The sequence below is a fragment of the Cellulosimicrobium cellulans genome, from assembly GCF_006539945.1.
Taxonomy (GTDB): domain Bacteria; phylum Actinomycetota; class Actinomycetes; order Actinomycetales; family Cellulomonadaceae; genus Cellulosimicrobium; species Cellulosimicrobium cellulans.
Genome location: NZ_BJNZ01000043.1, coordinates 1 through 26,835, shown reverse-complemented (window position 1 = coordinate 26,835; position 26,835 = coordinate 1). Strand labels below are relative to the sequence as shown.

29 protein-coding genes are annotated in these 26,835 nt (G+C 73.8%); 13 read left to right on the top strand and 16 right to left on the bottom strand.

From position 1 onward, the window contains the following. A partial coding sequence (locus CCE02nite_RS19850; protein WP_304363340.1) for a biotin/lipoyl-containing protein occupies positions 1 to 355 on the bottom strand: 355 nt, incomplete at its 3' end. Positions 356 to 385: 30 nt separating this feature from the next. Continuing rightward, on the bottom strand, positions 386 to 1,768 hold the full coding sequence (lpdA, locus tag CCE02nite_RS19845) for a dihydrolipoyl dehydrogenase (protein WP_141391306.1): 1,383 nt from the start codon (positions 1,766 to 1,768) through the stop codon (positions 386 to 388). 225 nt (positions 1,769 to 1,993) lie between these two features. Here lpdA and CCE02nite_RS19840 point away from each other — a divergent pair, with 225 nt between their 5' ends. After that, positions 1,994 to 2,347 carry an oxidoreductase gene (locus CCE02nite_RS19840; protein ID WP_231581925.1) on the top strand — a complete coding sequence of 118 codons (354 nt, stop codon included), beginning with the start codon at positions 1,994 to 1,996 and terminating at the stop codon, positions 2,345 to 2,347. Positions 2,348 to 2,440: 93 nt separating this feature from the next. Here the strand turns inward: CCE02nite_RS19840 and CCE02nite_RS19835 are convergent, their stop codons facing one another. Continuing rightward, positions 2,441 to 3,946, bottom strand: coding sequence for a leucyl aminopeptidase (locus CCE02nite_RS19835; protein WP_141391305.1), 1,506 nt, complete (start codon positions 3,944 to 3,946; stop codon positions 2,441 to 2,443). 103 nt (positions 3,947 to 4,049) lie between these two features. Here CCE02nite_RS19835 and CCE02nite_RS19830 point away from each other — a divergent pair, with 103 nt between their 5' ends. Genes CCE02nite_RS19830 through CCE02nite_RS19815 form a run of 4 tightly spaced genes read left to right on the top strand, consistent with a single transcriptional unit; the run spans position 4,050 to position 6,241 of the window. Then, a complete protein-coding gene (locus CCE02nite_RS19830) occupies positions 4,050 to 4,406 on the top strand; it encodes a hypothetical protein (protein ID WP_141391304.1) in 357 nt (118 codons plus the stop codon). 16 nt (positions 4,407 to 4,422) lie between these two features. Continuing rightward, positions 4,423 to 4,926 (top strand): hypothetical protein, encoded by a 504-nt coding sequence (locus CCE02nite_RS19825; protein ID WP_141391303.1) that lies wholly within the window; start codon positions 4,423 to 4,425, stop codon positions 4,924 to 4,926. Continuing rightward, positions 4,923 to 6,035: a quinone-dependent dihydroorotate dehydrogenase gene (locus tag CCE02nite_RS19820; protein WP_141391302.1), complete on the top strand. Its 1,113-nt coding sequence runs from the start codon at positions 4,923 to 4,925 to the stop codon at positions 6,033 to 6,035. The genes CCE02nite_RS19825 and CCE02nite_RS19820 overlap by 4 nt, the downstream gene beginning before the upstream one ends. Beyond that, on the top strand, positions 6,032 to 6,241 hold the full coding sequence (locus tag CCE02nite_RS19815) for a hypothetical protein (RefSeq protein ID WP_141391301.1): 210 nt from the start codon (positions 6,032 to 6,034) through the stop codon (positions 6,239 to 6,241). Before CCE02nite_RS19820 ends, CCE02nite_RS19815 begins: the two co-directional genes overlap by 4 nt. 33 nt (positions 6,242 to 6,274) lie before the next feature. Here CCE02nite_RS19815 and yczR read toward each other — a convergent pair whose 3' ends face one another. Continuing rightward, complete coding sequence (yczR, locus tag CCE02nite_RS19810; protein WP_141391300.1) at positions 6,275 to 7,786, bottom strand: MocR-like transcription factor YczR; 1,512 nt, start codon at positions 7,784 to 7,786, stop codon at positions 6,275 to 6,277. Between the two features lie 62 nt (positions 7,787 to 7,848). Between yczR and yczE the strand changes: the two genes are divergently transcribed. Next, on the top strand, positions 7,849 to 8,562 hold the full coding sequence (gene yczE / locus CCE02nite_RS19805) for a membrane protein YczE (RefSeq protein ID WP_170227390.1): 714 nt from the start codon (positions 7,849 to 7,851) through the stop codon (positions 8,560 to 8,562). Between the two features lie 58 nt (positions 8,563 to 8,620). Here the strand turns inward: yczE and CCE02nite_RS19800 are convergent, their stop codons facing one another. Both CCE02nite_RS19800 and CCE02nite_RS19795 read right to left on the bottom strand, forming a co-directional pair. Then, entirely contained in the window at positions 8,621 to 9,631 is a 1,011-nt protein-coding gene (locus CCE02nite_RS19800) for an aldo/keto reductase family protein (RefSeq protein ID WP_141391299.1), read from the bottom strand. 61 nt (positions 9,632 to 9,692) lie between these two features. Further along, positions 9,693 to 11,096 carry a DNA polymerase IV gene (locus tag CCE02nite_RS19795; protein ID WP_170227389.1) on the bottom strand — a complete coding sequence of 468 codons (1,404 nt, stop codon included), beginning with the start codon at positions 11,094 to 11,096 and terminating at the stop codon, positions 9,693 to 9,695. Between the two features lie 243 nt (positions 11,097 to 11,339). On the opposite strand from CCE02nite_RS19795, the gene CCE02nite_RS20600 reads away from it, so the two are divergent. After that, on the top strand, positions 11,340 to 11,489 hold the full coding sequence (locus tag CCE02nite_RS20600; RefSeq protein ID WP_170227388.1) for a hypothetical protein: 150 nt from the start codon (positions 11,340 to 11,342) through the stop codon (positions 11,487 to 11,489). Positions 11,490 to 11,609: 120 nt separating this feature from the next. Here CCE02nite_RS20600 and CCE02nite_RS19785 read toward each other — a convergent pair whose 3' ends face one another. The 3 genes from CCE02nite_RS19785 to CCE02nite_RS19775 form a co-directional block, all read right to left on the bottom strand. Further along, a complete protein-coding gene (locus CCE02nite_RS19785) occupies positions 11,610 to 12,260 on the bottom strand; it encodes a fasciclin domain-containing protein (protein WP_174774941.1) in 651 nt (216 codons plus the stop codon). A 289-nt stretch (positions 12,261 to 12,549) separates the two neighbouring features. After that, positions 12,550 to 13,722 carry an epoxide hydrolase family protein gene (locus tag CCE02nite_RS19780; protein ID WP_141391295.1) on the bottom strand — a complete coding sequence of 391 codons (1,173 nt, stop codon included), beginning with the start codon at positions 13,720 to 13,722 and terminating at the stop codon, positions 12,550 to 12,552. A gap of 42 nt (positions 13,723 to 13,764) precedes the next feature. Beyond that, positions 13,765 to 14,358, bottom strand: coding sequence for a DUF3043 domain-containing protein (locus CCE02nite_RS19775; protein ID WP_141391294.1), 594 nt, complete (start codon positions 14,356 to 14,358; stop codon positions 13,765 to 13,767). A 110-nt stretch (positions 14,359 to 14,468) separates the two neighbouring features. On the opposite strand from CCE02nite_RS19775, the gene CCE02nite_RS19770 reads away from it, so the two are divergent. Then, positions 14,469 to 15,869, top strand: coding sequence for a dipeptidase (locus CCE02nite_RS19770; RefSeq protein WP_141391309.1), 1,401 nt, complete (start codon positions 14,469 to 14,471; stop codon positions 15,867 to 15,869). 37 nt (positions 15,870 to 15,906) lie between these two features. Here the strand turns inward: CCE02nite_RS19770 and CCE02nite_RS19765 are convergent, their stop codons facing one another. The 4 genes from CCE02nite_RS19765 to nadA all read right to left on the bottom strand — a co-directional run bounded on the left by CCE02nite_RS19765 (position 15,907) and on the right by nadA (position 19,342). Further along, positions 15,907 to 16,731 (bottom strand): DUF8817 family protein, encoded by an 825-nt coding sequence (locus tag CCE02nite_RS19765; RefSeq protein ID WP_218027172.1) that lies wholly within the window; start codon positions 16,729 to 16,731, stop codon positions 15,907 to 15,909. Between the two features lie 48 nt (positions 16,732 to 16,779). Then, a complete protein-coding gene (locus tag CCE02nite_RS19760; protein ID WP_141391293.1) occupies positions 16,780 to 17,310 on the bottom strand; it encodes an acyl-CoA thioesterase in 531 nt (176 codons plus the stop codon). A gap of 165 nt (positions 17,311 to 17,475) precedes the next feature. Further along, positions 17,476 to 18,075 (bottom strand): DJ-1/PfpI family protein, encoded by a 600-nt coding sequence (locus CCE02nite_RS19755; RefSeq protein WP_064316583.1) that lies wholly within the window; start codon positions 18,073 to 18,075, stop codon positions 17,476 to 17,478. A gap of 58 nt (positions 18,076 to 18,133) precedes the next feature. Next, complete coding sequence (gene nadA / locus CCE02nite_RS19750) at positions 18,134 to 19,342, bottom strand: quinolinate synthase NadA (RefSeq protein WP_141391307.1); 1,209 nt, start codon at positions 19,340 to 19,342, stop codon at positions 18,134 to 18,136. Positions 19,343 to 19,456: 114 nt separating this feature from the next. Between nadA and CCE02nite_RS19745 the strand changes: the two genes are divergently transcribed. Beyond that, the gene (locus CCE02nite_RS19745) at positions 19,457 to 20,674 is read left to right on the top strand and encodes a glycerate kinase (protein WP_141391292.1); all 1,218 of its coding nucleotides are present in this window, start codon (positions 19,457 to 19,459) and stop codon (positions 20,672 to 20,674) included. A gap of 13 nt (positions 20,675 to 20,687) precedes the next feature. Here CCE02nite_RS19745 and CCE02nite_RS19740 read toward each other — a convergent pair whose 3' ends face one another. Further along, entirely contained in the window at positions 20,688 to 21,116 is a 429-nt protein-coding gene (locus tag CCE02nite_RS19740) for a VOC family protein (protein ID WP_141391291.1), read from the bottom strand. A 191-nt stretch (positions 21,117 to 21,307) separates the two neighbouring features. Here CCE02nite_RS19740 and erpA point away from each other — a divergent pair, with 191 nt between their 5' ends. Beyond that, positions 21,308 to 21,658: an iron-sulfur cluster insertion protein ErpA gene (erpA, locus tag CCE02nite_RS19735; RefSeq protein ID WP_047234275.1), complete on the top strand. Its 351-nt coding sequence runs from the start codon at positions 21,308 to 21,310 to the stop codon at positions 21,656 to 21,658. 99 nt (positions 21,659 to 21,757) lie between these two features. Here erpA and CCE02nite_RS19730 read toward each other — a convergent pair whose 3' ends face one another. Beyond that, positions 21,758 to 22,021: a sulfurtransferase TusA family protein gene (locus CCE02nite_RS19730; protein WP_141391290.1), complete on the bottom strand. Its 264-nt coding sequence runs from the start codon at positions 22,019 to 22,021 to the stop codon at positions 21,758 to 21,760. Beyond that, entirely contained in the window at positions 22,018 to 23,163 is a 1,146-nt protein-coding gene (locus CCE02nite_RS19725) for a cysteine desulfurase family protein (RefSeq protein ID WP_141391289.1), read from the bottom strand. Before CCE02nite_RS19725 ends, CCE02nite_RS19730 begins: the two co-directional genes overlap by 4 nt. Positions 23,164 to 23,563: 400 nt before the next feature. On the opposite strand from CCE02nite_RS19725, the gene ctaC reads away from it, so the two are divergent. Genes ctaC through CCE02nite_RS19710 form a run of 3 tightly spaced genes read left to right on the top strand, consistent with a single transcriptional unit; the run spans position 23,564 to position 26,702 of the window. After that, entirely contained in the window at positions 23,564 to 24,484 is a 921-nt protein-coding gene (gene ctaC / locus CCE02nite_RS19720) for an aa3-type cytochrome oxidase subunit II (protein WP_141391288.1), read from the top strand. Then, on the top strand, positions 24,484 to 26,307 hold the full coding sequence (ctaD, locus tag CCE02nite_RS19715) for an aa3-type cytochrome oxidase subunit I (RefSeq protein ID WP_141391287.1): 1,824 nt from the start codon (positions 24,484 to 24,486) through the stop codon (positions 26,305 to 26,307). Before ctaC ends, ctaD begins: the two co-directional genes overlap by 1 nt. Continuing rightward, complete coding sequence (locus CCE02nite_RS19710; RefSeq protein ID WP_047234280.1) at positions 26,304 to 26,702, top strand: cytochrome c oxidase subunit 4; 399 nt, start codon at positions 26,304 to 26,306, stop codon at positions 26,700 to 26,702. Before ctaD ends, CCE02nite_RS19710 begins: the two co-directional genes overlap by 4 nt. Positions 26,703 to 26,835: the final 133 nt, after the last annotated feature.

Here is a 26,835-nt window from a genome sequence, read left to right as displayed (position 1 = left end):
GGGCGGGCTCGGCGGGGGCCTCCTGCGCGGCGGGCTGCGCCGGCTCGGGCTCCGGTGCGGCCTGGGGGGCGGGCTCCTCGGCCGCCGCGGGGGCGGGCGCGGCGTCGCCGCCGCCGGACCCGTCGCCGATCACGGCGAGGTCGGTACCGACCTCCACGGTCTCGTCCTCCTGGACGAGGATCTGCTCGAGCACGCCCGCGACGGGCGACGGGATCTCGGTGTCGACCTTGTCGGTCGAGACCTCGAGCAGCGGCTCGTCGACGGCGACGGTGTCGCCGACCGACTTGAGCCAACGGGTGACGGTGCCTTCGGTGACGGACTCGCCGAGGGCCGGCATCTGCACGTTCTCAGACATGACCTGCCTGGTCTCCTTCGATCGTTGGGGTCAGTTGTGGGCGTGCAGAGGCTTGCCGGCCAGGGCCAGGTGCGCCTCTCCGAGTGCCTCGTTCTGGGTGGGGTGGGCGTGGACCAGGGCGGCGACGTCCTCCGGGTACGCCTCCCAGCCCACGATGAGCTGCCCCTCGCCCACGAGCTCGCCGACGCGCGCGCCGATCATGTGCACGCCGACGACGGGACCGTCCTTGCGACGCACGAGCTTGACGAAGCCGCTGGTCGCGAGGATCTTGCTCTTGCCGTTGCCGGCGAGGTTGTACTCGAGGGACTCGACCTGGTCGGCGCCCCACGTCTCGATCGCCGCGGCCTCCGTGACACCGACGGACGCGACCTCGGGCTCGCAGTACGTCACGCGCGGGATGGACGACTCGACGATCGGCGTCGGGTCGAGCCCGGCGATCTGCTCCGCGAGGAAGATGCCCTGCGCGAACCCGCGGTGCGCGAGCTGGAGGCCCGGCACGATGTCGCCCGCGGCCCAGATGTTCCCGACGCCCGTGTGCAGGCGCTCGTCGACGATCACGAACCCGCGGTCGAGCGTGATCCCCTGCGCCTCGAACCCGAGGTCCGCGGTGCGCGGGCCGCGCCCGACGGCGACGAGCAGCAGCTCGGCCTCGAAGGTCTTGCCGGACTCGAGCGTGACGGTGACGCCCGAGTCGGTCTCCTTGACGCTCGCGAACCGGTCGCCGAGAGAGAACTTGATGCCGCGCTTGCGGAACGCGCGCTCGAGCGACTTGGAGAGCGCCTCGTCCTCGTTGGGCACGAGGTGGGGCAGCGCCTCCACGATCTGGACGTCGGCGCCGAACGACTTCCACACGCTCGCGAACTCGACGCCGATGACGCCTCCGCCGAGCACGACGACCGACTTCGGCACGCGGTCGAGCCCCAGCGCCTGGTCGGACGTGATGACGCGGCCGGCGATCTCGAGGCCCGGGAGCGAGCGCGAGTACGAGCCGGTCGCGAGCACGACGTGGCGGCCGGTGTAGCGGGTCCCGTCGACCTCGACGGTGTCCTGCGACACGAGCCGGCCGTGGCCCTCGACGAACGTGACGCCGCGCGAGGAGACGAGGCCCTGCAGTCCCTTGTAGAGACCGGCGACGACGCCGTCCTTGTAGCTGTTGACGCCCGCCATGTCCATGCCGTCGAACGTGCTGCGGACGCCGAACTTCACGCCCTCCCGGGCGCCGTCGGCGAGCTCGGCCGCGTGGAGCAGGGCCTTGGTGGGGATGCACCCGTTGTGCAGGCAGGTACCCCCGAGCTTGCCCGACTCGACGAGCGCGACGGAGAGGCCGAGCTGGGCGGCGCGCAGCGCGGTGGCGTAGCCGGCGCTGCCTCCGCCCAGGACGACGACGTCGAATGGTGTGCCGGGTTCGGCCACGTGCGACTCCTTCAGCGAGGGGAGAGCGAGGGCGGACGCGCACGGCACGTCGACGGGCCGGACGGGAACCGCAGGCCCACGGTGCGTGAACGTTCTCCGGGAGCCATCTTGGCACCTCGGGCACGGGCTCCCCAATCGAAACCAGGGCCTCGCGCCTGTGACGCTGAAGACAGCGGCACCCACCGTATGACCAGGGTCACGCTGTACCCTGCCGCTGTGCCCCGGCTGCCCAAGCTGTCCAGCCTGTTCTCACGCCGCCCCGCGACGACCCCGTCCGCGACCGGCGGCTCCGCCGCGCCGTCGGACGCCCGCCGCGCGACGCTCGCCCACCTCCAGGACTTCGTGCGCACGCGCGTCGGGGTCGAGGCGTACGTCGAGCCGCCCACGCAGGACACCGGGGCGACGCTCCTGCTGATCGCGACGACGGGGGAGTGGACGCGGCGCCGCGTGCCCGACGAGAAGACGGCGTTCGACGTCGCCGGCTCGCTGGGCGTGCCCGTCTACAACGTCCGCTTCACCGGCTACCCGCAGCGCATGCGGGACTGGAACTCGCGTCAGCGGCAGCGCCGGAGCTCCTGACCGGCCGACGAGGCGGTCTGCCGGGTCGAGCAGGCGGTCCCGGCCCGTCCGGGCGACCGGACCGGCGAGGACCACCTGCTCGGCGAGGCCGGGTCAGCGCTGCGCGCGGCCCTCGACGAGCCCGAGCAGCGTGCGGACGGCGACGCCCGTGCCGCCGACCGGCGTGTACCCGTGCGCGGAGCCCTCGTTGAACGCCGGGCCGGCGATGTCGAGGTGCGCCCACGGCGTCTCGCCGACGAACTCCTGGAGGAACAGGCCCGCGACGAGCATGCCGCCGAAGCGGTCGCCGATGTTCGCGAGGTCCGCGACCTTCGACTTCAGCGAGGCGCCCAGCTCCTCGGGCAGCGGCATGGGCCAGAACTGCTCGCCCGCGGCGTCCGCCGCCGCGACGACCTCGGCACGCACGTCGTCGGCGCCCATCACGGCGGAGACGCGGTTGCCGAGCGCGACCATCTGGGCGCCCGTGAGCGTCGCGACGTCGAGCACGACGTCCGGCTTCTCCTCGACCGCCGCGACGAGGCCGTCGGCCATGACCAGGCGGCCCTCGGCGTCGGTGTTGAGCACCTCGACGGTCTTGCCGCCGCGGATCGTGATGACGTCCGACGGGCGCTGTGCCGTGCCCGACGGCATGTTCTCCGCGAGGCACAGCCAACCCGTCACGGCCACGGGCAGCCCGAGGCGCGCGGCGGCGACGACCGTCTGGAGCACGGCGGCGGCGCCGGCCATGTCGGACTTCATCGCCTCCATCCCCTTGGCGGGCTTGATCGAGATGCCGCCCGAGTCGAACGTGATGCCCTTGCCGACGAGCGCGACCTTCGCGGCGGGGCGAGACGGCGCGTAGGCGACCTTGACGAGGCGCGGACCGCGCGCCGAGCCCTGGCCGACGCCGACCAGACCGCCGTAGCCGCCGGCGGCGAGCGCCTTGTCGTCGAGCACCGTGACCTTGAGGCCCTTGGCACCGGAGTCCTTGACGGCCTGCTTCGCGACGTCCGCGAACGCGGCCGGGTAGAGGTCGTTGGGCGCCGCGTTGACGAGGTCGCGCGTCGCGTTGACCGCGGCCGCGACGACCTTGGCCCGCTCGACGGCGGCCTTGGCCGCGGAGCTGCGCGCGCTCCCGGCGAGGACCTCGACGGTCGCCGGCGGGCGGCTCGTGGCCGAGGCCGCCGCCTCGCCCGTGCGGTAGCGCGCGAACGCGTAGGCGCCGAGCAGCGCGCCCTCGGCGACGGCACCGAGCTCGGCCTCGTCCTCGACGGGCAGCGCGACGGCGACCGACGCCGTGCCGGCGAGCGCGCGCAGCGCGGCACCGGCGGCGCGACGCAGCGCCTCGGCGCTGAAGGTGCCGTCGGCGCGCCGCGCGCCGAGGCCCACGAGGACGAGCACGTCGGCCTTGAGCTCGGGCCCGGCGGGGACCTTGCGGACCTCGTCGGCCGCGCCCGTGATGCCGAGCGCGGGGGCGAGGTGCTCGAGGGCGGCGACCACCGGGCGGGGCAGGTCGCCCCCGACGATCGCGACGCCGTCAGACGTCGTGTGGGTGCCGACGACGAGCGCGTCGACCTTGGCACCGGCGGGATTCTTGCTGGAGACGGTCAGTTCAGCCACCCCGCGATGCTATCTCCGGGCACGCGGTCCCTGCCCCCGAGGGACCGGCCGGGCCTGTGGACCGATTCCGTGGCCGCGGGCCGCCCCCGGTACGCTCGGCCGCGTGGTCCTTCCCCTCCTGCTGCTCGTGGTCGTGGCGTGCGTCGCGCTCGCCGGCTGGGCGCTCGTCTTCGTCGCGCGCGACCGCGCGGTGATCCTGCGCCAGCTCTGGGGGGCGGCGGTGATCGAGGGGCTGATCCTCGTGCAGGCGGTGGTGGTGGGCGTGCTCGGCGCCACCGGGACCGCGCCGAGCGACCCCGTGCTGCTGTGGGGCTACCTCGTGACCACCCTCTTCATCCTGCCCGTCGCCGCGCTGTGGGCCTTCGCGGAGCGCTCGCGCTGGAGCTCGGTCGTGCTCGCGGTCGCCGCGCTCACCGTCGCGTTCCTCGAGTGGCGCCTGTGGCAGATCTGGAACGCCTGACCTGGAGGTCCTCGCCATGAGCGCACCTGCCGCCCCGGACGGGACGCGCCCCCGTCGCACGAACACCGGCTTCGGCCGGGTCCTCGTCGCCGTGTACGGGATCTTCGCGCTCGCGGCCTCGGCCCGCGCGGCCGTGCAGCTCCTGCGCGACTGGCACGAGGCGCCGCTCGCGTACGCGCTGTCGGCGCTCGCGGCGGCCGTGTACGTCGTCGCGACGATCGCGCTCGCGCGGGGCGGAACCGTCGCTCGCCGCGTCGCGTGGGTCGCCGTGGGTGTCGAGCTCGTCGGCGTGCTCGCCGTCGGCGCCTTCTCGCTCGCCGACCCCGAGGCCTTCCCCCGCGCCACCGTCTGGTCCGGCTTCGGGCAGGGCTACGGCTACGTGCCGCTCGTCCTGCCGTTCGTCGGCCTGTGGTGGCTCTGGCGCACGCGCCCGGGCACGGTGTCATCGGCCGTCACCAACCCGAGCGCCACCCCGAGCACCACCAGCACCCGCACCGACACCCCGGAGGACGCCGCATGACCCGCCGCCGCCCGCTCCTCTACGGACTGCTCTTCGACACCGTCTTCCGGCGCATGGACCCGGAGCGCGCGCACCACGTCGCGTTCGACCTCATCGGCGCCGTCGGCCGCGTGCCGGTGCTGCGCGACGTCGTGCAGGGGGCGCTCGCGCCCTACCTGGGCCGTGCGGCCGGGGGCCGGGGCAGCGTCGAGGTCCTGGGCAAGGTCTTCCCCGCACCCTTCGGTCTCGCGGGCGGTTTCGACAAGGACGCGCGCGCCGTGCGCGGGCTCACGATGCTCGGGTTCGCGTTCGTCGAGATCGGCACGGTCACCGCGCACGCGCAGCCGGGCAACGAGAAGCCGCGCCTGTGGCGCGAGCTCGACGTGATGGGCGTGCGCAACCGCATGGGCTTCAACAACGAGGGTGCCGCGGCGGCCGCCCGCCGGCTCGAGGCGCTGCGCTCGACGAGGTCGGGGCGCGCCGTGCTCGTGGGTGCCAACATCGGCAAGACGAAGGTCACGCCCGCGGGCGAGGCCGCGGCGGACTACGCGACGAGCGCGGGGCTGCTCGCGCCCTACGCCGACTACCTCGTCGTCAACGTGTCGTCGCCCAACACCCCGGGCCTGCGCGACCTCCAGGAGGTCGAGTCGCTGCGCCCGATCCTCGTGGCGGTGCGCGACGCCGCCGACACGGCCACCGCGACCGCGGGGGTCGCCCGGGTGCCGCTGCTCGTCAAGATCGCGCCCGACCTCGCGGACGAGGACGTGGACGCGGTCGCCGACCTCGTCGACGAGCTCGACCTCGACGGCGTCGTCGCCGTGAACACGACGATCGGGCACGACCGCGGTCCCGGCGGGCTGTCCGGCCCGCCCGTGCGCGCACGCGGCCTCGCGGTCGTCGCGCGCCTGCGCGAGCGCCTCGGCACGCGGCGCGCGATCATCGGCGTCGGGGGCATCACGACCGCGCACGACGCCCGCGACTACCTGCACGCCGGCGCCGACCTTGTCCAGGGGTACACCGGGTTCCTCTACCAGGGCCCGCTCTGGGCGGCGCGCATCAACCGGTCGCTCGCGCGCCACCCGGAGCCGGGCGAGCACGTGCGCGGCGCCGAGGAGAGGGAGGCACGATGATCCGGCCGCAGTGGGTCTGGGAGCTCGACGACGCCGAGGGCAGCGTCCTCACCTCGCCCGTGAGCCCCGTCTTCACGACGCAGTACGACGCGGAGCAGTGGCTCGGCGAGACCTGGCGCACCCTCGCGGCGGAGGGCGCCGCGGTCGCGCGACTCCTGCACGACGGCGCGCAGGCGACCGCGCCCGTGGAGCTTCGCGCCCGCTGACCGCGGTCGTCGCCGCGGACGGACCGGGCGGCCTCAGCCCGCCACGCGCGCCCACGCCGCGGCGAGCCGGGGCACCGCCCGCTCCAGCTCCTCGGGCGGGCGCGAGAACGTGAGGCGCAGCCGGTCCGCGGCGCTGCCGTCGGGCGTGAACGTCGGGCCGGCGTTGACCAGGACGCCCTCCGCGGCCGCCGCGGCGGCGAACGCCTGGGCGACGGGCGCGCCGACGTCGACCCAGAGGGACAGCCCGCCCTCCGGGACGTGCACGCGCCAGTCGGGGAGCGCTGTGCCCAGGAGCCTGCACAGCCGGTCGCGCTGCGCGCGCAGCACCCGGCGGCGCTCGGCGAGCACGCTGCCCGCGTCGTCGAGCAGCTCGACGACGGCGAGCTGCTCGAGCACCGCGGTCGCGATGTCGGCGGACTGCCGCGTGCGCGCGAGGCGCGCGACGAGGTCGGGGTGCGCGCGGACCCATCCGACGCGCAGCCCGCCCCAGAACGACTTGGACGCCGAGCCCACGGTGACGACGTACGGTGACGTCCCGTCGCCGGCGAGCGGCTCGGTGGTGGGGCCGACGGCGTCGGGGTCGCCGTCGAGGTCGAGATCCGTGAGGGTCTCGTCCCCGACGACGGTCACGCGGTGCCGCGCCGCGGCGTCGCGCACCCCGGCCCGCTCCTCGGCGGTGAGCGTGTAGGCGGTCGGGTTGTGGAAGTCCGGCACGAGGTACACCAGGCGCGGCGAGACCTGGCGCAGCGTCGATCCGAAGAGCTCGACGTCGAACCCGGGTGCGTCCCGGTCGCGGCCAGGGTGCGCCTCCCGGTCGCCGCGCCCCACGGGGACGGGCACGAGCCGCGCCCCGGCGCGCCGCAGCGCCTCCATCGCGTGGTAGTACGTGGGCGACTGCACCACGGCGCGGTCGCCGCCGCCGAGGAGCGTGCTCGCGAGCGTGGTGATCGCGTGCTGGGCACCGGTCGTGACGAGGACCTCGTCGGGCGTCGTCGGCGTGCCGCGCCGCGTGTGGTGGTCGGCGATGGCCTCGCGCAGGACGCCGACGCCGTACGGCTCGTACCCGCCCCCGGACAGGTACTCGGGGAGGCGTTCGAGCGCGCGCGAGTACGCGCCGTGCAGCCCGCTCGGTGCGGCGGAGGTCGCCTGGGAGAGGTCGGCGAGGTCGATCGGTGCGAGGTGCGGGGCCGGTGCGGGCGGCGCGTCGCCCCCGCGCGCGCGAGGTGCGGTCCGGGGTCGCGTCGCGCGGGGGAGCACGACGACGGTCCCCGACCCCGTGCGCGAGCGTGCGAAGCCCAGCTCGCGCAGGCGCCCGTACGCGGCCGCCGTGGTGGTGCGGGAGACGCCGAGCGCGACGGCGAGGTCGCGCTCGGAGGGGAGCCGCGTGTGCGGGGCGAGCGTGCCGGCGAGGACGGCGGCGCGCAGCGCGTCGGCCAGCGCGGTGTACGCGGGGCCGCCTGCGTGCCAGCGACCCAGCAACCGCGCTGCGGCGGTGGGGGAGAGGTGGCGGTGGACGTCGACGGACCCGGGCGGGGCGAGGCTCATGGGGCCACTCTCCCGCGATTGGCTATGGATGTCGATGCCACTTGGTCGTCAAGATGGCTCGCATGAGCCCCACCCGTCGTGCCGTCCAGCTCCTCCTCGGCCTCCTCGCCTACGCGCTCTCCATGGCGATGCTCCTCCACGCGGGCCAGGGCGGCATGCCGTGGGACGTCCTGCACCAGGGTGTCGTGCTGCGCACCGGGCTGCCGTTCGGCGTCGTCGTCGGGTCGCTCAGCGTGCTCGCGCTGCTCGCGTGGATCCCGCTGCGGCAGCGCCCCGGGATCGGGACGATCGCGAACGTCGTCGTCATCACCCTGACCATCGACCCGGCGATCGCGCTCGTGACGCGACTCGTTCCCGACCCCGGCGTCGTCGCGAGCGTCGCCCTCGCCGTCGGCGGGATCGTGCTCAACGGGCTCGCGACCTCGGCGTACCTCGGGGTGCGCCTCGGGCCCGGCCCGCGCGACGGGCTGATGACCGGCCTGGTCGCGCGCACCGGGTGGTCGGTGCGCCTCGTGCGCACGCTCATCGAGGTCGTCGTCGTGTCGGTGGGCTGGGTGCTCGGCGGCACGCTGGGCTGGGCGACGATCGCCTACGCGCTCGGCGTCGGGCCGATCGTCCAGCTCACCGCGCGCTGGTTCGCGCCGCGAGGGCTCGCTGACCCGCGCCGCGCCCGGGTGCGCCGACGGGCCCACGACAGGACGGCGCCGCGGGAGCCGGTCGCCGCGACCACAGGCCCCCGGCCGGACGAGGGAGGCATGCCCGAGTCTGGCCGGTGAGGAGACGACGACGGCCCCGGCGATCGCCGGGGCCGTCGTCGCGCGCGGTGCGCCGGAGTCAGGCGACGCGCGTCTGCGGCGCGTTCTCGGCGGTCTTGCCCGGGTCACGCTCGACGGCGTCCCCGAGGACGTCGTCGATGCGCGCCAGGAGCGCGGCCGGGATCGTCACGCCCGACGCCTCGACGTTCTCGGCGACCTGCTCGGGTCGGGAGGCCCCGACGAGCGCCGCCGCGACGTTGTCGTTCTGGAGGACCCACGCGACGGCGAGCTGCGGCATGGTCAGGCCCAGCTCGTCCGCGACGGGCTTGAGGCCCTGCACCCGCGTGAGGACGTCGTCCGTCATGAACTGGCTGATGCCGCCGCGGCCCGCCTTCTCGTCGGCCGCGCGTGACCCCGCGGGGGCCGCCTGGCCGGGCAGGTACTTGCCCGAGAGCACGCCCTGGGCCATCGGGGACCAGACGATCTGCGACAGGCCCAGCTCCCGCGAGGTCGGCACGACCTCGTCCTCGATGACGCGCCACAGCATCGAGTACTGCGGCTGGGAGGAGATGAGCTGGAAGCCCAGCGCCTTCGCGAGCGCGGCGCCGGCGCGGATCTGGTCGGCCGTCCACTCGGAGACGCCGATGTACAGGGCCTTGCCCTGCCGGACGATGTCCGCGAACGCCTGCATCGTCTCCTCGAGCGGCGTCTCGGTGTCGTACCGGTGCGCCTGGTAGAGGTCGACGTAGTCGGTGCCGAGGCGCTGCAAGGAGCCGTTGATCGACTCCATCACGTGCTTGCGGGAGAGCCCCGTGTCGTTGGGGCCGCCGGGGCCGGTGGGCCAGTAGACCTTGGTGAAGATCTCGAGCGACTCGCGACGCTGTCCCTTCAGTGCGTCGCCGAGGACCTGCTCGGCCTTCGTGTTCGCGTAGACGTCCGCGGTGTCGAACGTCGAGATGCCGGCGTCGAGAGCCGCGTGGACGCACGCCGTCGCGACGTCGTTCTCGACCTGGGAGCCGTGGGTGAGCCAGTTGCCGTAGGTGATCTCGGAGATCTTGAGGCCGGAGTTGCCGAGGTATCGGTAGCGCATGGTCGCGAGCCTACGGCGGACGACGAAGCGCGCGCGTCCGCTGAGCGCGCGGGGGCCACGTTCAGGCGTCGTCGTCCGGGGCCGTGGCGCGCACCGGCTCACCGTCCGGGCCGAGCGGTTCGACGAGCGCGAGGTCCTCGACGGTGGGGTCGATCCAGCGCTGGTAGCCCGGCCCGGTCCGCGCGGTCTCGAAGCGCACCGCGACGCGGCTGTCGTCGCCGACGCGCACGACCCACCCGCGACCGTCGGCCGCGGTCTCGACGTCCAGGCCGGGTGCGAGAAGAGCGGCCGTCGCCCGGACCGGGCCCGTCGCCGGCGTCGTGGGCGCTGCCTCGGCGGCGGGGGGCGCGGGAACCTCGTGCTCGTCGGTGCCGAGCGGCAGCATGAGCTGGGCGTGCTCGGAGAGCGCGTGGAACGCGACGCCGAGCAGGCGGACGGGCTCGGAGACGTCGGCGAGGCGGAGGGCGCGGTGCGCGGCGTCGCGCAGCGCGCCCTCGTCGGCCGTGGGGCGGGACAACGTGACCGAGCGGGTGAGGGTCGTGAACGACGCGAGGCGAACCTTGACGACGACCGTGCGAGCAGCGACGGCGTGCCGCTCCAGGCGGGCCAGCGCGGCGTCGACCACGGGCTCCAGAGCCGCGTCGACCGCGGCGCGGCCGTGGAGGTCGGTGTCGAAGGTGTGCTCGGCACCGGCGGACTTGCGCTCACGCACCGTCGCCACCGGACGGTCGTCCCAGCCGCGGGCGATCCGGTAGAGGTTGGTGCCGCCCGCCTCGCCGGCCACCTGGAGCAGGGTGTCGACCGGTTGGCGGCGCAGGTCTGCGACGGTGCGCACCCCGTGCTCGTCGAGGCGTGCTGCCGTGACCGGGCCGACGCCCCACAGGGCCCGCACGGGCAGGTCGAGCAGGAACGCGTCCTCGTCGGCTGCCTCGACGACCCGGACGCCGCCGGGCTTGGCGGCCTCCGAGGCGAGCTTGGCGACGAGCTTGGACCGGCCGAGCCCGAGGGAGACCGGGAGCCCGCTCAGCTCGCGGGCCCGCTCCTGGACCCGCCGGGCGAACCCGTCGAGGTCGGTGCTCGGCGTGACGGCGGTAGCGACGTCCGCGAACGCCTCGTCGATGCTCACCGGCTCCACGAGGTCGGTGACCTCGCGCAGCGCGGCCATGATCCGGGCGGAGTACGCCGCGTACGCGGCGAACCGCGGCACCACGACGACCGTCGACGGGGGGCACAGCCGCCGTGCCTGCTCCATCGGCATCGCCGACCGTGCACCGTACTGCCGTGCCTCGTACGACGCCGTCGCGACGACGCTGCGCGGGCCGACGCCTCCGACGAGCACCGGTCGTCCGCGCAGCGACGGCCGCTGGTGCTGCTCGACCGCCGCGAAGAACGCGTCGGCGTCCAGGTGCGCGATCGTGGGGCGCGCACGCAGCACCGGGGCGTGCGGCGCGCGGTCGGTACTCACCGCCCTACTCTGCCCTGGCCGTCCCACAGCGACGGCTGCAGGGTCCCACGAGAGCCTGCACCCCAGCGGTCCTCAAGCCAGGTGGAGGGCGCCGAGGGACGCAGGAATGGTGTCGCGCGTACGGGTGGGCGACGGCGGTGAGACTGAGGGCGGGCCCGCGACCAGAACCATGAGCACCCCTCGGCCGTCACTGCGTGCGCGATGGCCGACCACGTACTTGCTCACCCGGAACGGCTGCGGATCGTGACCAGTCTGCGCGCACGCACGGACGCCGCTGCTCGCTACGAGCCGATCGCGCACCACGGCGAGGCCGAGGGGACGGCCGCCGCACAGGGCGTCGCTCTGCTCGAGGGCCGCATGCGGTCCGCTGGTGTCCGCATCGCGGCGAGGTAGGCCGGAGGTCTGAGCGGCTGACGAGCGTGCGGACGACGAGTCGTGCGGCAGTGCGGCGGCCCACGGGGGCGGCGGAGCGCGCACGCGCTCCGCCGCACCCGCCCGATTCCCGTCGACCTGCTAGAGGTTCACCGGGCGCAGGACGGCGGTGATGCCGTGCGCGATCTGCGCGTTGCCCTTGTTCAGGTCGAGCTGTGACCTGACCAGGAACGGGTCGATGTCGTTGCGATCCTGGTCGACCAGGCGCACCAGCGGCACCCAGCGGCTGATCACGTCCACCCGCACACCGGCCCCCTGAGCCGTGGTGAGCACGGCGTCGTCCGATCGCAACGCCGTGCGGGAGTCGATCGTGGCACCCGGGACCACGTGGTAGAGCAGGACCTGCTCGACCGAGTCGATCCCGACGGTTCCCGCGATCGACTCGAGCGCCGCCTGCTCCGTGCGCGGCCACCGGTGCGTGAGGTCCCACGCGAAGAGCTGGAAGGCGCGGTCGTTCGGCACGAAGGCTGTCAGGGGCACAGTCCCGTCCGCCAGCACGGCGACCGGGCTCGAGGGCTTGGCCTCGAGCACCGCAGCCACGGCCTGGTCGAGGACGTCGAAGTCGTACGGGTTGCGATCGAACGTGTCGCCGTCCGCGGCGAGGACCTGGGCGAGGCTGGTCGTCCCGGGCGTGCTCGCCGCGGCGGGCTGGGCTGCCACCACACCTGCCAGGCCGAGTGCCGCGGCGCCCACGGCCGCGACCGAGCGTCGAAGAGCGTGTCGAAGGGTCATCGTCGAGTCCTTCCGTCTCCACACGAGGCAGTTCGCACTGCCGAGCGCCGTGGTGGCGCCCATCTTTCCTTCCGTGCGGATCCCGCTCTCGGATGCACGTCGGCGGGAACGAGAACCCTCGTGCTCGCCGGCCCGAGCGATGTCCCCGACGCCTGCGGACGTTCGTGTCGGGCGACAGGTGGCGTGCACCCGGAACCCGTTCTTATGGTGAGGTGCGGCCGAGGCGCCGCAGGGGGGCACCGGTCAGTGAAGAAGCCCGCGGCCGGTGCGCCTCTTGTGCTGGCGGTCCCTACAGTCGGTCGACGAACGATCGCAGCTCGTGCGCGTAGCTCTCGGGCTGCTCGAACGGGGCGAAGTGGCCGCCACGGGGCGGTTCGGTGGCGTAGACGGTGTTCGCGACGCGGTCGAGCCAGGCCCGCGGCGGCCGTACGACGTCGCCGACGAACACCGAGAATCCGGACGGCACCTCGACGTAGCGCGCGAGCTCGTCGCGCGGGATCGCGGCGTTGGCCCGGTAGGCGCGCGCACCGGCCCCGGCGTTGCCGGCCGCCCAGTGCTCGGTGAGGAGGGCGAGGACCTCGTCGCGCGTGTACACGGACTCGAGGTCACCGCCGCAGTCGCTCCACGACCGCAGCTTCTCGACGACCCAGGCCGCGAGCCCGGCGGGGGAGTCGGTGAGGCCGACCGCGAGGGACTGCGGCTTGGTGCTCTGCACGGCGGCGTAGCCGCCCTCGGTCGTGCGCCACCGCGCGCTCGCGTCGAGCCAGTCGCGCTCCTGGGGCGTGAGGGACGCGGGATCGCCCGTGAACAGGGGCAGCCCGGCATCGGTGCGATGCACGGCGATCACCCGGTCGGGGAAGTCGAGCGCGAGGAACCGGGCGACGTGGCTGCCCATGTCTCCGCCCGCCACGAGGAACCTGTCGTAGCCGAGGGCAGTCATGAGCTCGGCCCACAGGGCGGATACCGCACGGTTGTCCGGCGTCGGGCCGGTAGGGACCTCGGAGAAGCCGAAGCCGGGCATGTCGGGGACGACGAGGTCGAAGGTGCGTCGCCCCGCACCGCCCGGGGCCCGGGGGGCGCCCGGGGCGGTCAGGAGCGGTACGACCTTGCGGTACCGCCACGCGGAGTCGGGCCAGCCGTGCGCGAGCAGGAGCGGGAGCGGGGGAGCGTCGCCGGGACCCGGGGTCGCGAGCGCGTGGAGGAGGTGGACGCGGGTCCCGTCGATCGTCGCGCGCCGGCTCGGGAGTGCGGAGAGCTGCGCCTGATGCGCGGCGAAGTCGAAGCCGTCGGCCCAGTACGCCACCAGGTCGCGCAGGTACCCGATGTCCGTGCCGGCGTCCCACCCGAGACCGTCCGGGGCGTCGACCCACCGGGTCGCCCGCAGGCGCGAGCGCAGGTCGTCGACCACCGCGTCGGAGATCCGGGGCGTGAAGCTCTCGAGGTCGGTCACGCGCTGCGCCATGACGTCGAGGCTAGCGGGGACCGCAGGACGCCCGCGGGGCGGCTACTCCGGGTAGACGCCGTGCTTCTTGTGCGTCGGCTTGGGCAGGCGGGCCCGGCGGAGCTGGAACGCACGCATGACGGCGTACATGACGGTGCCCTTGGGGACCTCGCCGAACTTCGCGAGCAGGCGCTTGCGCAGACGGCGCCACATGATGAAGCCGTCCACGACGGTCAGCAGCACGATGACGTAGAGCGTCATCACCGTGAGGAACGCGAGGTCCTGGTTCTGCGCGGTGAGGAACGAGAAGACGATGAACACCAGGGCGACGGGGAGGAAGAACTCGCCGAGGTTCCAGCGCGCGTCGACGTACTCGCGGACGTAGCGCTTGACCGGGCCCTTGTCCCGGGGCGGCAGGTAGCGCTCGTCACCCGTCTGCATCGCCTGGTACTGGCGGTCGCGCATCTCCCGCTGCTTCTCCCGCGCGGACTTCGCGGCGGCGCGGCGGTCGTTCGGCACGAGGGGCCGCTTGTTCGCGGCCTCGGAGACCTTGCGCTTGGGCGTCGGGCGGCCCTTGCCGGCTGCCTCGATCTCGGCCGCCTGCTCGACGGGGTCGGGGGCGGCGGACGTCGCGGCGGGCTTGTTGCGGGAGAACACCCCTCCAGGGTAGTCGAGCCGGGGCAGTGCCGGACGCCGGTCCCAGGACCGCCGGCGCCGGGTGTCGTACGGTGCTCGTCGTGACGAACTCACCCGAACCCACCGTCCCTGTGCCCGGCGCCGCGTCCGGCCACGAGCTCGCGACCACGCTCCGCGAGACCGTCGCCCGCCTGTTTCCCGCGCTGCGCGCCGACCTCGAGTCCCTCGTGCGCGTGCCGAGCGTCTCGAACGCCGCGTTCGACCAGGCGCACGTCGCCGCGAGCGCGGACGCCGTGGCCGCGCTCCTGCGCGACGCCGGCATGCCCGAGGTCCAGGTGCTGCATGCCCGGACCGCCGACGGCACGCAGGGCGCGCCCGCCGTCGTCGCGCGCCGTCCCGCGCCCGACGGCGCCCCGACCGTCCTGCTGTACGCGCACCACGACGTGCAGCCCCCGGGCGACGCCGCCACGTGGGAGACCGATCCGTTCGAGCCGACCGAGCGCGACGGGCGCCTGTACGGCCGCGGCGCGGCCGACGACAAGGCGGGCGTCGTGGCGCACCTGGGCGCGCTGCGTGCTCTGGCTGCGAGCACGGAGATCGGCGACCTCCCGGTCGGGGTGACGGTCTTCGTCGAGGGTGAGGAGGAGATCGGCTCGCCGACGTTCCTCCCGTTCCTCACGCAGTACCGCGACCTGCTCGCGGCCGACGTCATCGTCGTCGCGGACTCGTCCAACTGGAAGATCGGCGTCCCGGCCCTCACGACGTCGCTGCGCGGCCTCGTGGACTGCGAGGTCGAGGTCGCGGTGCTCGACCATGCGGTGCACTCGGGCATGTTCGGCGGGCCCGTGCTCGACGCCGTGACGCTGCTCGCACGGCTGATCGCGACCCTGCACGACGACGCGGGCAACGTCGCCGTGCCCGGGCTGGTCACGGCGGCCGAGCCGACCGTCGACTACGCGGAGGCCGACTTCCGGGCGGACTCGTCGCTCCTGGACGGCGCCGCGCTCGCCGGGGAGGGGAGCATCGCGGGGCGGCTGTGGACCAAGCCGGCGATCGCCGTCATCGGTCTCGACGCGCCGAGCGTCGCGCACGCCTCCAACACCCTCACCCCGCGAGCGACCGCGAAGCTCTCGGTGCGCCTCGCGCCGGGACAGGACCCGGCCGCCGCGATGGCGGCGCTGCGCACCCACCTGGAGTCGAACGCGCCGCTCGGCGCGCGCGTCACCGTGCGCGACGGCGAGCAGGGCAAGCCGTTCCTCGCGCCCGGCGACTCCGACGCGATGCGGGCCGCGCGGTGGGCCTTCGCGACGTCGTGGGGCACCGACCCCGTCGACATCGGCGTGGGCGGGTCGATCCCGTTCATCGCCGACCTGCTCGAGGTGTTCCCCGACGCGGCGATCCTCGTGACGGGCGTCGAGGACCCGGACTCGCGCGCGCACGGCGCCAACGAGTCGGTGCACCTCGGCGAGCTCGAGAAGGTCGTGCTCGCCGAGGCGCTCCTGCTCGCCCGGCTCGGCGGCGCGGTCGCCTGATCCGCACTCGCGCTCCGAGGCGGCGGCGCTCGCCCGGTCAGCCGGGGAGCGCCGTCCGCAGGTCCGCCGCCTCGGCGAGGGTCTGCTCGACGGCGGCGCGCACGTCGGAGGCGAGGTCGCCGGCCAGCGCGTCGAGGTCGTCGAGGTGCGTGCGGGCCGCGTCCGGGTCGCCCGCACGGACGGTCAGCTCGGCGAGGTAGGCGAGAGCGCGCACCCGGTCCGCCGGATCGGCGTCGCCCCCGGAGCGCCGGAGCGCGCCCGCGAGGATCTTGCACGCCTGGACCGGGTCGCCGTGCGAGTCCGCCTGCACGACGGCGTCGTCCAGCGCCCGGGCGAGCCGCCCCTCGGGGCGGGCGGCGTAGGCGTCCACGGCGGACGCCCCGGCCGCGTCCGTGGCCGGCGCCGCCGCGGCGGGGGAGCGGCGCATCACGCGCACCCAGTTGCCGGCGGGGTCCACGAGGCTGAAGCCCGTCGTGCCGCCCGCGTTCGCGCGGCGTCGCGGTCGCGTGATGCGGGGGAAGCCCGTGAGCGGCAGGCGTCCGTAGCGGGCGCGCAGCCCCGCGGCGAACGCCTCGAAGACGGGTTCCGTGTCCTCGACGACGACGATGCACGTGCTGTAGCTGTCCTGCGGCTCGAGCCCGTCGAGCCCGAAGTAGTGGATGTCCACGCCGCCGCGGCGGACGGCGAGATACGGGTTGGGCCGGAGCTGGCGGTAGGTCACGTCGAAGCCGAGCGCGGTCCAGAAGTCGCGCAGCTCGTCGATGTCCCGGCACGGCAGGGCCGGGACCATGGTCGCGTCGAACGGGTCGGTGGCGGGGTGGTCCGGGGACGGATCGGGGTCAGGTGCTCGGTCGGCGGTCACCGCACCATCGAACACCCGACCCCCGCGCGCGACCAGGGTGCCGGACGGTCAGCTGCGGTGCGCGACGTCGACCGCCCGGGACCACCGGGCGACGTCGTCCGGGAGCTCGGGAGAGGCGACGTCGCCGCCCAGGAGCCCGACCACGTCGGGTGCGGCGATCCGGTCACCGGACCCGCGCGCGAGGAACCGGCCCGCGACGAGGCCGCGCGCGCACAGGTCGCCGCCGCGCGAGAACACCTGCTCCAGGTAGACGACCCGCTCGTCCCAGCCGAGGACGCGCGTCGCGATCTCGAAGCGGTCCCAGAGCTGGAGCGAGCGGCGGTACTTCATGGTCGACGCCGCGACCACGGGGTACCAGCCCCTCTCCTTGAGCAACGGGAACCCGCCGAGGTCGGCGATGAAGTTGCTGCGCGCGACGTCCATCATCTGCAGGTACACGCCGTTGTTGACGTGCAGGTAGAAGTCGAGGTCGCCCGGGTGCACGCGCATCCGGGTGACGGACGGCTCGAGGGCGCCGCGGCCCGGCACGGCCTTGCGCGGCATCGTGCTGGCGACGAGGAGCTGGATCTGGCGGGTCACCCGGGCAGGCTACTACCCCGCACCAGCAGTACCGGGTACTTGTCACCGCCGACGTACCTCACGGGGGTCGCCGGCGCGACCGAGCGCGGCGTGGAGATCCCGGACCGACCCACGGCGCCCTCGCGCTCGTCGACGTGGCGCGCGCCGAGCCGGTCCGCCCGCGGCTCAGACCGGCGGGTCGGGGTCGTACTGGATGCCGCGGCGCACGGCGCGCGCGACGTCGTCGCTCTCCAGGCGAGCGACGAGGTGCAGCGCCATGTCGATCCCCGCGGACACGCCTGCGGACGTGACGACGTCGCCGTCGTCGACGAACCGCGCCTCGGTGTCGACCACGATGCTCGGGTCGATCTCCGCGAGCTCGTCGTAGTGCTCCCAGTGCGTCGTCGCGGGCCGCCCCGCGAGCAGCCCCGCGGCCGCGAGCACGAGCGAGCCCGTGCACACGCTCGCGATGACCGGGGTCTGGGCGCGCATCGCGCGCAACCACTCGAGGTGCACGCGGTCCGCGAGGAGCGAGCGCGTACCCCACCCGCCCGGGTAGACCAGCAGGTGCAGGGGGCCGACGTCGTCCGCCGAGCGGTCCGGGAGCAGGCGCAACCCTTTGGCGAGGCGCACGCCGCCGCCGTCCCACGAGAACGTGGACACGTGCGGCTTGAGCGCGGAGTGCTCGGCCCAGGCGGACAGCACCTCGAACGGTCCGGCGACGTCGAGCTCCTCCGCCTCGTCGAAGACGAAGATCCCGACGTTCATCCCGTTCCCGGTGCTCATCCCTACCTCCGCGTGCCCCGGCGTCTCGAGACTCTCGTCGGCTCCTGCGTCCGAGCGCCTAGATGCCCGGCAGGGCGAGCATCTGGTCGAGCGCGACGCGCGCCCAGTGCGCGTCGTCGGCGTCCACGACGATCCGGTTCACCACGCGCCCCGCGACGAGCGACTCCATCGCCCACACGAGGTGCGGCAGGTCGATCCGGTTCATCGTCGAGCAGAAGCACACCGTCGAGTCGAGGTAGTGCACCTGCTTGTCCGGGTGGGCGCGCGCGACGCGGCGCACCAGGTTGAGCTCGGTCCCGATCGCCCAGGACGAGCCCGGCTCGGCGGCGTCGAGCATCTTGATGATGTACTCCGTCGACCCGACGAAGTCCGCGGCCGTGACGACCTCGTGCTTGCACTCGGGGTGCACCAGCACGTTGACGTCCGGGACCGCGGCGCGCATGTCGCTCACGTTCTTCGCGGAGAACCGCCCGTGCACCGAGCAGTGCCCGCGCCACAGGATCATGCGCGCGTCGCGCAGCTCGGCGTCGGTGAGGCCGCCGTTCGGCTTGCGCGGGTCGAACACGACGCACTCGTCGAGCGACATCGCGAGCTTGAGCACCGCGGTGTTGCGTCCCAGGTGCTGGTCCGGCAGGAACAGCACCTTGCCCGTGCCGTCCACGCCGCCCACCTGGTCGAACGCCCAGCGCAATGCGACCTCGGCGTTCGACGACGTGCACACGGTGCCGCCGTGGCGACCGGTGAACGCCTTGATCGCGGCCGAGGAGTTCATGTACGTCACGGGGATCGTCGAGTCGGCGATGCCGACCTCCTCGAGCACGTCCCACGCGTCCTCGACCTGGTCGATCGCCGCCATGTCCGCCATCGAGCAGCCGGCCGCGAGGTCCGGCAGCACGACCTGCTGCGTGTCCGACGTGAGGATGTCGGCGCTCTCGGCCATGAAGTGGACGCCGCAGAACAGGATGAACTCCGCCTCGGGCCGCGCGGCGGCCTCGCGCGCGAGCTTGAACGAGTCTCCCGTCACGTCGGCGAAGTCGATGACCTCGTCGCGCTGGTAGTGGTGACCCAGGACGAACGCGCGCTCGCCCAGCGCGGCGCGCGCCGCCCGGGCGCGCTCCACGAGGTCGGGGTCGCTCGGCGCGGGCAGGTCGCCCACGCACTCGACCCCGCGCTCGGACGCGAGGTCACGGCCCTGGCCCAGCAGGAGCAGGGCGGAAGGACTCGGCTCGGCGAACCCGCCCTGGCGCGAGGTGTTCGGTCCGCTCACGGACGACAGCAAGGTGCTACCTGTGCTCACGGGACCATCGTCGCACAGCGCCGCCGCGGCGGAGCGGGCGTCCCGCGGGGACCGGACAGCCCTCGGCCCTGGCACAATCCGGGCATGCGCGTGCTGCTCACCGGGTCCGCCGTCCCGCCCGTGCCCGATGGCGCGTGGCCGGCCGGGAAGACGTCGTCGCCACCCGCCTCCGCCGGGCCGACGCTCGACGACGTCGCGAGCTGGTGGGCGCCGCACGCCACGGTCGAGACCGTGGCGCTCGCGGCGTCCGGGCCGGCGTTCCTCGACGCGCTCGCGCCCGTCGCGTCGGAGGTCCTTGCCGGGGTGGTCCCGGGTCCGGGCGGGGGCGACGTCCCGGTCGCGGTCCGCCGTCGGACGTCGGGCGGCGACGGCGCCGGCACGCGCCGGACCGTCTACGTCGACGCCTCCCAGGTGCCCGCGACCGGCGTGGTCGAGGTGCTCGAGCTGGACGCGGGGCCCGTGGCCGTGCCCGCCCGGTCCTCGACCGCCGTCGGGCATCTCCTGGCACTGGCGGCCGACGCCGCGCGCGGACCGGACGGGGCCGGGCGCGTCGTCCTGGCCACCGGTGGGAGCACGAGCCACGACGGCGGGCTCGGCGCGCTCCTGGCGCTCGCCGGCGCGCCGGAGCGCGCTGGGAGCCTCCCGACCGCCGTCCCGGCCGACGTCGTGCGCGCCGCGCGGGCCGCGCTGGTCGGCACCGACCTCGTGGCGGCCGTCGCGGCCGACGTCCCGCTGCTGGGCTTGCACGGGGCGAGCGCGGCGCTCGACGCCCGCGGCGTGGAACCTGCGGTGGCCCAGCACCTCGAGCGCGCGCTCGGCGCGGTCGCGCACGACGTGGCGTCCGCCGTCGACCGCGCGACGGCGGACGACGGCGGCCTCACGGGTGCGCTCGGCGGGCGGGACCTCCTCGCCGCGTCGACGGCGGGCCGTCGCCTGGCGGGTCTGCCGGGGGCCGGGAGCGGGGGCGGGCTCGCCCACGCCGTCGCGGCGCTGGGCGGGCGGCTCGTGCCCGCGCTGCGTGTCGTCGGCGACGACCTGGGCCTCGACGCTCGCCTCGCGGGCGCTGACGTCGTCGTCGTGCTCGCGGACGAGCTCGGGGCGCACGAGCTGGGGGTCGGGACGGTGCACGAGGTCGCCTCCCGTGCCGCCCAGCACGCGCTCCCCGTCGTCGTGGTGGCGCACGCGGTCGTCGCAGGTCGCCGCGAGCAGGCCGCGGCGGGGCTCAGCGGCGCGTACGCGTGGGACGACGGCGACCCGCGCGCCCTGGTGGAGCGCGTCGCGCGCACGTGGTCGCGCGGGTGACGGCACCGGCAGCTCAGCCGAGGTCGACGGACCCGTCCGCGCGGACGGACCAGGCAGGATTGTGCGCGACCTCCCACACCAGGCCGTTGGGGTCGGCGACGTGAGCGTGGAAGACGCCACCGAACTCGCCCTCCTGCGGCTCCTTGCGGACGGTCCCGCCCGCGGCCACCATCGCCTGCACGAGCTCCACGACCGCGGCCCGTGACCCCACGTTGTGCGAGAGCGTGAGGCCCGTCGTCGCCGGCGTGGCATCCGGCGTGCCGGCGTCGCGCGCGAAGGCCGAGGCATCGAAGAATCCGAGGAGCTGGCCTGCCGCGGAGCGGTAGAAGACGATCTCGCCGGGCACGTCGAGCTGCGCGGTCCAGCCGAGCGCGCCGTAGAAGCTCCGCGCGGCGTCCAGGTCGCGCGTCGCGACCGTGACGAAGTGCAACGACTGGTCCATGCGTCTCCCGTCGGCGGGCCGCGCCACCGGTGCGGCGCGGGCTTCGTTCGACCGTACGCCGCCGGGTGGTCGTAGACTCGGGAACACGACCGGCACGAGTGGTGTTGAGGACCTGACGGGATCTCTCTCGAGAGGTCCGTAGAAGCCGGCCACCACCGGGGCAGCACTGCCCCCGACAGCGCGGAGACGAGATGAGCGAGACCACCGACATTGCCACGCACGGCGTCAACCTGACCGACGGGGCCGCGGACAAGGTCCGCACCCTCCTCGAGCAGGAGGGTCGCGACGACCTGCGCCTGCGCGTCGCGGTGCAGCCCGGCGGCTGCTCCGGCCTGATCTACCAGCTCTACTTCGACGAGCGCGTGCTCGACGGCGACGCGCTCCGCGACTACGACGGCGTCGAGGTCGTGGTCGACAAGATGAGCGTCCCCTACCTCGAGGGCGCGACGATCGACTTCGCCGACACGATCGAGAAGCAGGGCTTCACGATCGACAACCCCAACGCGGGCAGCGCCTGCGCCTGCGGCGGCTCCTTCAGCTGACCCGCCGGGCGTGCCGCGCGCACGCCGATCATGACCGCACGAGCCCGGTCACCCGTCCCGCGGGTGGCCGGGCTCGCGTCGTCCCGCGCGAGACCGCCATCAGGAGCCGAGCTCGACCGTGATGGCCCAGGCGTCGGCGGCGTCGCCCGTCCCGGTGGGCCGGGGGAGCGGCTCCTCGTCGACCACCGCGTGGCCGCGCATCCGCGCCCAGGCCGGGACGTCGAGACGCGCCGCGGGATCGGTCGACCACACCGTCAGGCGCGTTCCGGGCTGCCGGTCGCGTGCCGCCGCGGCGAGCCGGATCACCGGGAGGGGGCAGCGCAGCCCGCGCGCGTCGACCACCTCGGGGGACTCGTCCGTCACAGGCCCTGCACCCCCAGCGTGGCGCGCACGCGGGCGACCGCGTCGGGCAGCGCGGCGAGCAGGCGGTCGACGTCCGTCTCGGTCGTCGACCGGTCGAGCGCGACGCGCACGTTGCCGTGCGTGAGGACGCCCATCGCGGCCAGCACGTGCGACGGCTCGAGCGTGCTCGACGTGCAGGCCGAGCCCGAGCCGACGGCGATCCCCTCGCGGTCGAGGTCCGTGAGCAGCGCCTCACCGTCCACGTAGAGGAACGAGAACGTCACCACGTGCGGCAGGCGGTCGACCGGGTCGCCCACCACCTCGACGTCGGGGATCTGGGCGACACGCGCGCGGACCCGGTCGACGAGCGCGCGCCGCCGCGCGTCCTCGGCCTCGCGGTCCGCCAGCACCGCCTGGAGTGCGACGGCCGCCGCGAACGCCGCGGGCACGGACACCCCGCCGGGCGCCCAGGGGTCGGGGTCCTCCGGGAACGGGCTGCGCCGTCGTACGCGGGACCGGATCGCGAGGACCCCGACGCCGGGACCTCCGCCCCAGTCGGCAGGGTCGGCGGCCAGCGCGTCCCACACCTGCGGGACCTCGTCGTGGCCCAGGCTCGCCCCCGCGTCGACGAGCAGGGGGACACCCGAGGCGCGGGCCGCCTCGTGCACGGCCGCGACCGGCTGGCGCGTGCCCACCTCGCCGTTGGCGAGCTGGAGGGCGGCGAGCGCGACGCCAGGGCGGGCGACGGCGTCGGACATCGCCGCGGTGTCGACCCGACCGACGCGGTCCACGCCGACGACCTCGCGCTCGAGGCCGCCGTGCTCGGCGGCGTGCAAGACCGCGGCGCGCTCGACCGCACCGACCACGACACGTCGTCCGACGCGCGACCGGCCGCCGGCGAGCGCCGCGACCCCGGTGTGCAAGGACGCCGTGTGGTTCGCGGTGAAGACCACCTCTTCCGTCCGCGCGCCGAGCGCTGCGGCGACGGCCTCGCGTGCGCCGTCGAGCAGCGCGGCGGCACGGCGGCCCTCGGCGTGCAGGCGGCGGGGGTCGGCCCAGCCGTCGTCGAGCGCACGGTCGAAGGCCTCGCGCGCGAGCGGGTGCCAGGGCGCACGACCGCCGTTGTCGAGGCGGACCCGGCGATCGGGGGTGGTGTGTGTCACATGGCCTCCAGGGCGCTGGCGGTCGCGTCGCGGGGCACGGCGCGGGCCGGGAGAGCCGGCCGGCCCCGCCCGGGCGGGCGCGCCGCGGCCTCCCGCGGGGCGTCGGATCGTTGCGCTCGCGCGGACCGCGACGGGGTGCCGGCGCGGGTCCGGACGCTCCACCGGCACGGTACCGCTCCGCCGCTCGGAGCGTCGGTGTGGCAAGGATCTGACAGACCTGGCGTGGGTGTGGTGAACCCGCCCTGACCGGCCAGGACGTGTGCCGCATCTCGCCCGTCCGCAGCGCGTTCCGGGCCACGAAGGGCGGAATCCCGCGCTAGGCTTCGTGTGTCGAGGACGAAGGTCCTGTGCTGGGCTCGTAAAGACGGGTTCGGGCAGGACGTGACGTGAAAGGCCCCCCTTGCACTCGCAACCCCCTAGCCGCACACGGCGCACCATCCTGCGGGCGACGGCCCTCGCCGTCGCCGTCGCTGCGGTGGCGTCCGGCTGCGCCAGCGACACGGTCCAGCGCGGGTTCCTGCCCGGTTACGAGGACGGGGAGGTGACCAACCAGACCGCCCGGATCACGTCGCTGTGGACCGGCTCGTGGATCGCCGCCCTCATCGTCGGCGTCATCACGTGGGGCCTCATGCTGTGGTGCGTCGCCGCCTACCGCAAGCGCAAGGACGACCACCGCCTCCCGGTCCAGACGCGGTACCACCTGCCGCTCGAGATCATGTACACGGCCGTGCCGATCATCATGGTCCTCGTCCTGTTCTTCTACACGGACCGCGACATGAGCGCGATCGTGGACAAGGACGTCGAGGCCGACATGACCGTCCAGGTCATCGGCAAGCAGTGGAGCTGGGACTTCAACTACGTGGACGAGGACGTCTACGAGTCCGGCCAGCACCTCGCCGACGTCGGCGGCACCATGACGGAGGACGCGGAGATCGACGGGGCCCCGGGCACGTCGGAGGCGCTCCCGACGCTGTACCTGCCCGCGGGCGAGAGCATCCGCTTCGTCCTGGACTCGCGCGACGTCATCCACTCCTTCTGGATCCCCGCGTTCCTCTACAAGCTGGACATGATCCCGCACCGCACCAACGAGTTCGTCGTCACCCCGCAGCGCGAGGGCGTCTACGCCGGCAAGTGCGCCGAGCTCTGTGGCGAGCACCACTCCGGGATGCTCTTCAACGTCGAGATCGTGGACCGCGCCGAGTTCGACGCGCAGATGGAGGAGCTCCGCGAGAAGGGTCAGGAGGGCCAGATCCCGGTGGAGGGATTCAGCCGCCTCCAGGACCCGAACCCCGTCCCTGCTAGCACGGAGGGTGAGCACTGATGGTCGCGCAGGCCGAAGTCATCCCCGGTCTCGCCCCTCGGCGCCAGACCCTCGGTCGGACCGTGATCAAGTGGGTCACGTCCACCGACCACAAGACGATCGGGTACATGTACCTGATCACGTCGTTCATCTTCTTCTGCATCGGCGGCCTCATGGCCCTCGTGATCCGCGCGGAGCTCTTCGAGCCCGGGATCCAGCTCGTGCAGAGCAAGGAGCAGTACAACCAGCTCTTCACGATGCACGGCACGATCATGCTGCTGCTGTTCGCGACCCCGCTCTTCGCCGGGTTCGCCAACGTCATCATGCCGCTGCAGATCGGTGCGCCGGACGTCGCGTTCCCGCGACTGAACATGTTCGCGTACTGGCTCTACCTCTTCGGCGGGCTCATCGCCTCGGCCGGCTTCTTCACTCCGCAGGGCGCGGCCTCGTTCGGGTGGTTCGCGTACGCGCCGCTGTCGAACACGACGTTCAGTCCGGGTCTCGGAGGAGACCTGTGGGTGTTCGGCCTCGCGCTCGCCGGCTTCGGCACCATCCTCGGTGCCGTCAACTTCATCACGACGATCATCACCATGCGCGCGCCCGGCATGACGATGTTCCGCATGCCGATCTTCACGTGGAACACGCTCATCACGAGCCTCCTCGTGCTCATGGCGTTCCCGCCCCTGGCTGCCGCGCTCTTCGCGCTCGGCGCCGACCGGCGCTTCGGTGCCCAGATCTTCAACCCCGAGAACGGGGGAGCGATCCTCTGGCAGCACCTGTTCTGGTTCTTCGGGCACCCTGAGGTCTACATCATCGCGCTGCCGTTCTTCGGCATCGTGTCCGAGATCTTCCCGGTCTTCGCCCGCAAGCCGATCTTCGGCTACAAGGGCCTCGTCTACGCGACGATCGCCATCGCGGCGCTCTCCGTCACGGTGTGGGCGCACCACATGTACGTGACCGGCGCGGTCCTGCTGCCGTTCTTCGCCTTCATGACGATGCTCATCGCGGTCCCGACCGGCGTGAAGTTCTTCAACTGGATCGGCACGCTCTGGCGAGGCAAGCTCACGTTCGAGACGCCGATGCTCTGGTCGATCGGCTTTCTCGTGACGTTCCTCTTCGGTGGTCTGACGGGCGTCATCCTGTCGAGCCCTGCGCTGGACTTCCACCTGTCCGACTCCTACTTCGTGGTGGCGCACTTCCACTACGTCGTGTTCGGCACCGTGGTGTTCGCGATGTTCGCGGGCTTCTACTTCTGGTGGCCCAAGTTCACCGGCCGGATGCTCAACGAGCGCCTCGGCAAGCTCCACTTCTGGCTGCTGTTCATCGGCTTCCACACCACGTTCCTCATCCAGCACTGGCTGGGTGTCGAGGGCATGCCGCGTCGCTACGCGGACTACGCGCCGTCCGACGGCTTCACGTGGGAGAACCAGGTCTCGACGGTCGGGGCGTTCATCCTCGCCGCGTCGACCCTGCCCTTCCTCTGGAACGTCTACACGACCTGGCGCAACGCGCCCAAGGTCGAGGTCGACGACCCCTGGGGCTACGGCCGGTCGCTCGAGTGGGCGACGTCCAGCCCGCCCCCGCGGCACAACTTCACCTCGCTGCCGCGCATCCGCTCCGAGTCGCCCGCGTTCGACCTGCACCACCCCGAGGTGGCGGCGATGGACCACGCCGAGCCGAACCCGAACGTGCTCGAGAAGGTGTACGGCGAGGCTGACCGCCGCGGCGAGAAGAGCGTCGCGCTCGACCGCCTGAGCGGCACGGAGAGCGCGAGCGACTCGACGACGACCACGATCGTCGACGAACCCCGCACGGGCACGACGGACGAGGAGGCCGGGAAGTGAAGGTCGAGTACAAGCTGTTCCTCTACGGGACGCCGTTCTTCATCGCCGCAGGGCTCGTCTACGGCTTCTGGAGCCACTGGGAGCCTGTCGGGTCGGTCGCGATCCTCCTGACCGGTGCGCTGGTCGCGATGATCGGTGCCTACCTCATGCTCACGGCGAAGCGCATCGACGCCCGTCCCGAGGACGACCCCGAGGGTCTCATCGAGCAGGGCGCCGGTGACCAGGGCGTCTACGCCCCGTGGAGCTGGTGGCCGCTCGCGATCGCCGGCTCGGCCGCGATCGTGTTCCTCGGCCTCGCTGTCGGCTGGTGGCTCGTCTACGTCGGGATCGCGCTCGCCGCGGTCGCCCTCGTCGGCTGGGTCTTCGAGTTCTCTCGCGGCCAGCACGCCCACTGATCGACCCGACGTCCGAACGGCCCGCTCCCCGTCAGGGGACCGGGCCGTTCGTCGTTCGCTGCCCCGGCGGGGGCCGAACACGACATGAGGGTCGTTATCCGGTGGATAGCGACCCTCATGTCGTTCTCGAAGG